Origin of the sequence: Mycobacterium talmoniae (assembly GCF_001854525.1) — a bacterium.
In the GTDB taxonomy this organism is placed as follows: Bacteria; Actinomycetota; Actinomycetes; order Mycobacteriales; family Mycobacteriaceae; genus Mycobacterium; species Mycobacterium talmoniae.
Genome location: NZ_MLQM01000272.1, coordinates 1 through 4028 on the forward strand (window position 1 = coordinate 1; position 4028 = coordinate 4028).

General features: G+C 72.2%; 4 protein-coding genes and 1 pseudogene. 2 read left to right on the forward strand and 3 right to left on the reverse strand.

Features of this window, described 5'->3' with window-relative positions; all coding sequences use genetic code 11:
- Positions 1–334 (forward strand): DUF3515 domain-containing protein (locus BKN37_RS26160; protein WP_131823710.1); only part of this gene is annotated, 334 nt, incomplete at its 5' end.
- A gap of 84 nt (positions 335–418) precedes the next feature.
- Here the strand turns inward: BKN37_RS26160 and BKN37_RS26165 are convergent.
- From BKN37_RS26165 to BKN37_RS26175, 3 genes are all read right to left on the reverse strand, one after another.
- Positions 419–1528 carry a D-alanine--D-alanine ligase family protein gene (locus BKN37_RS26165; RefSeq protein WP_071030117.1) on the reverse strand — a complete coding sequence of 370 codons (1110 nt, stop codon included), beginning with the start codon at positions 1526–1528 and terminating at the stop codon, positions 419–421.
- Between the two features lie 63 nt (positions 1529–1591).
- Positions 1592–2698 (reverse strand): cystathionine gamma-lyase, encoded by a 1107-nt coding sequence (locus tag BKN37_RS26170; protein ID WP_071030120.1) that lies wholly within the window; start codon positions 2696–2698, stop codon positions 1592–1594.
- Positions 2699–2700: 2 nt separating this feature from the next.
- Complete coding sequence (locus tag BKN37_RS26175; protein WP_071030119.1) at positions 2701–3711, reverse strand: NAD(P)H-dependent glycerol-3-phosphate dehydrogenase; 1011 nt, start codon at positions 3709–3711, stop codon at positions 2701–2703.
- A 124-nt stretch (positions 3712–3835) separates the two neighbouring features.
- Here BKN37_RS26175 and BKN37_RS26180 point away from each other — a divergent pair.
- Positions 3836–4028, forward strand: a pseudogene (locus BKN37_RS26180) (2-phospho-L-lactate guanylyltransferase); the annotation flags it as partial.

Here is a 4028-nt window from a genome sequence, read left to right on the forward strand (position 1 = left end):
ACTCGGCGACTATCGACGCGCCGAGCTGGCCCCGCCCGCCCCCGAGGGCGCGGCCGCCTGGCGTCCCGACGGCGACGGTGAGCCGGTGGTGCTGCGCTGCGGGCTGGACCGGCCCGCCGACTTCACCGCGAGCGCGCCGATCCAGGTCGTCAACGCCGTGCAGTGGTTCCGGGTGGGCGTGGAGGACCGCACCACCTGGTACGCCGTGGACCGGCCGGTGTATGTGGCGTTGACGTTGCCGCCGGGGTCGGGGCCGACCCCGATCCAGCAGCTCTCGGATCTCATCGCGGCCACCCTCGCCGCGGTGCCGATCAATCCGGCGCCGGTGGGGTAGCCCCCCGGTCCCGCCGAGCGTGGAGTTGTGTCACGGTCTGCGCGCGGCGGCGTTGCTCAACTCCACACCCGGCGAGCGAGAAACTCAGCGCAGGCCGGTGCCGCGGGCCAGGGCGGTGTCCACCATGGTGGCCAGCAGGGTGGGATAGTCCACGCCGCTGGCCGCCCACATCCGCGGGTACATCGAGATGGTGGTGAACCCGGGCATGGTGTTGACCTCGTTGATCACCGGACCGTCCTCGGTGAGGAAGAAATCCACCCGGGCCAGACCCTGCCCGTCGATGGCCCGAAACGCCCGGACGGCCAGCTGGCGCACCTGCTCGGCGACGTCGTCGTCGATCTTGGCGGGCACGTCCAGCTCGGCGGCATCATCGAGGTACTTGGTGGCGAAGTCGTAGAAGGAGTCCTCCCGGCCCCGCACCCCGGCCACCCGGATCTCGCCGATCGTGCTGGCCCGCACGGTGCCGTCGGGGAACTCCAGCACACCGCACTCCAGCTCCCGGCCGGCGATCGCGGCTTCGACGATCACCTTCGGATCGTGGCGGCGGGCGTCGGCGATCGCGGCGGGCAGCTCGCTCCAGTGCGACACCTGGTTGACCCCGATCGAGGAGCCGCCCCGCGCGGGTTTGACGAAGACCGGCAGCCCCAGCCGCTCCCGCTGCGCGGCATCCAGCGTCGACTGCGACCCCCGCAGCACCGCGTGCGCGCCGATCGGCAGCCCCTCGGCCACCAGCAGCTTCTTGGTGAACTCCTTGTCCATGCCGGCGGCGCTGGCCAGCACCCCGGCCCCCACATAGGGCACCCCGGCCAGCTCCAGCAGCCCCTGGATGGTGCCGTCCTCGCCGTACGGACCGTGCAGCACCGGGAACACCACATCGACGTCCGCCAACACCTCCCCGGCGCCGGGCGACAACGCCACCAGCTGGCCGGCCCGCTGCGGGTCGGCGGGCAGGGCCAACGCGGCGCCGGAGGCCGACGTCACCGCGGGCAGCTGGCGGTTGCTGATCGCCAACGCGTCGGGGTCACCGTCGGTGAGCACCCAGGAGCCGCCCGGGGTGATGCCGATCGCGATCACCTCGAAGCGCTGCGGGTCCAGGTTGCGCAGGATGCTGCCGGCCGACACGCACGAGATGGCGTGCTCGTTGCTGCGGCCACCGAACACGACGGCGACACGGGTGCGGCTACCTGCGGTCACAACCTAGAGAGGCTACCTGGTGGGGCCCCCGACGCCGGGCACCCCGGCCGTGAGCTGCGGTTTTTAGCCCAGTGCGCGGGACACGTCGGTGAGCAGGTCGTCGGTGTCCTCGATGCCCAGCGCGATCCGGGCGAAACCCTCGGGCACCGGGTCGCCCCAGCGGGCGCGCCGGTCCACCGTGGTGTGGATGCCCCCGAAGCTGGTGGAGGCGATCAGCAGCTCGCTGCGCTGCACCAGCGCGTGCACGGCGGCCGCGTCGGCCAACTCCACCGACACCAGGCAGCCGAACCGCGACATCTGCGCCTCGGCCACCGGATACGCCGGATCGTCGGGCAGCCCGGGATAGCGCACCCGGCGCACCGCGGGATGGCCCCGCAGCATCGTCGCCAGGGCCTGCGCGTTGGTGCATTGCCGCTCAAATCGCAGACCGGCGCTGCCCAGGCTGCGCAGCACCAGCCACGCCTCGAAGGCACCCAGGATCGGTCCGGCCAGCAGCCGTTCGGATTCCACGGCGGTGACCAGCTCCGGCCGGCCGCCGGCCACGTAGCCGGCCACCACGTCGCTGTGACCGGCCAACACCTTGGTGGCGCTGGCCACCACCAGGTCCGCGCCCAACGACAGCGGCTGCTGACCCAGCGGGGTGGCGGCGGTGTTGTCCACCACCAGCGTGGCGCCGCGGCCGCGACAGATCGTGGCCAGCCGATGCAGATCGACCACGTCCAGCCCGGGATTGGTGGGGGTTTCGGCCAGCACCACGTCGGCGGCCGCGGCCGCCTCGCACATCTGGGCGGCTCCCGCCTCGATCACCGTAATCCCCAGGGGCGCAAGGTATTCCGCCGCGTAGCGGCGCACCTGGTAGTAGCCGTCGGCCGGTATCACCAGCACACAGCCGGGTTGGGTCAGCGCGCGCAGCGCGGCGGTGATCGCCGCCATGCCGGAGCCGAACACCAACGCCGCCGCCGCACCTTCCAGCTCCGCCAAACCCGACTCCAGCTGCCGCCACGTCGGATTGGAATTGCGGCCGTAGGTGTCAAGCTCGGTGGTTTCGTCGCTAGACAGATGGAAGGCGGACGCCGGCACCGGCGCGGGCGCCACCGGCTGGCCCGGCACGGCCGGCGGGCTCACCGCTTTGACGCTGCGCGTGGAATCGCCGTACTGACCGGGCCGCATCATCACTCCGGTTTGGTGCGGCGCCCCAGCAGCAGGGCCATCGCCTCATCGACCGACAGGCCCTTGTGGCACACCCGGTGCACGGCGTCGGTGAGCGGCATTTCCACGTCGTAGCTGGCGGCCAGCGCCAGCACCGACTGACACGACGTCACCCCCTCGACCACGTGGCCCTCACCCGCCTGCAGCGCCGCGGTCAACGTCTCCCCCCGCCCCAGCCGCTCACCGAAGGACCGATTCCGGGACCGAGGCGAGGTGCAGGTCGCCACCAGGTCCCCCACCCCGGCCAGCCCGGCCAGCGTGGCCCCTTTGGCGCCCAGCGCAATACCGAGCCGGATGATCTCGGCCAACCCGCGGGTGATGATCGCGGCCAGCGTGTTTTCACCCAACCCCACCCCGGCCGCCATCCCGCAGGCCAGCGCGATGACGTTTTTGCAGGCGCCGCCGATCTCGGTGCCGATGACGTCGGCGTTGGTGTACGGGCGGAAGTATCCGGCGTTGAGCATCCGCTGCAGCGCCACCGCGCGACCGGAGTCGCTGCAGGCGATAACGGTGGCCGCGGGCTGGCCGGCGGCGATCTCGCTGGCCAGGTTCGGTCCGGACAGCACCGCCACCTGAGACGGGTCCACCCCGGTGACCGCGACGATGACCTGGCTCATCCGCATCAGGGTGCCCAACTCGATGCCCTTGGCGAGGCTGACCAGCGTGGCGCCCTCGGCCAGCAGCGGTGTCCACGGCTCGATGTTGGCGCGCAGGGTCTGCGCCGGGACGCCGAGCAGCACCGTGGTGGCGCCCTCGAGCGCCGCGGCGGCGTCGTCGGTGGCCCGAATGCCCGGGGGCAGCTGCACGCCGGGCAAGTAGTCGGCGTTGTAGCCGGTGTCGTTGATCGTCGCGGCGACCTCGGGCCGCCGCGCCCACAGGGTGACCGCGCTGCCGGCGTCGGCGAGCACCTTGGCCAGTGCCGTCCCCCACGCGCCGGCGCCCATCACCGCGACGGCGCCCTCACTGCCGGTCATGCGTTCACCTTCCGCTGCCACCCGCGAGCCACCTTAATGGCCGTGGGGCGGATACCTGCATGATGGCAGGCGGCGGCGCATGGCAGCGAGGGCAACGCTGGCAGGATGGGCGCACGTGGGAAGCATGCGGGCCGACGAACTCGGTGATGTCGGCTTGATCATCGCCGTGAAGCGGTTGACCGCGGCCAAGACCCGGCTGGCGCCGATCTTTCCGGCCCGCACCCGGGAACGGGTGGTGTTGGCCATGCTGGTCGACACCGTCACCGCGGCGGGGCGGGTCGCGGCGCTGCGCGGTATCACCGTCGTCACCCCCGACG

Coding starts and splice junctions, on each gene's coding strand:
- BKN37_RS26170 (WP_071030120.1), bottom strand. CDS start 2,698: ATGCGGCCCGGTCAGTACGGCGATTCCACGCGCAGCGTCAAAGCGGTG.
- BKN37_RS26175 (WP_071030119.1), bottom strand. CDS start 3,711: ATGACCGGCAGTGAGGGCGCCGTCGCGGTGATGGGCGCCGGCGCGTGG.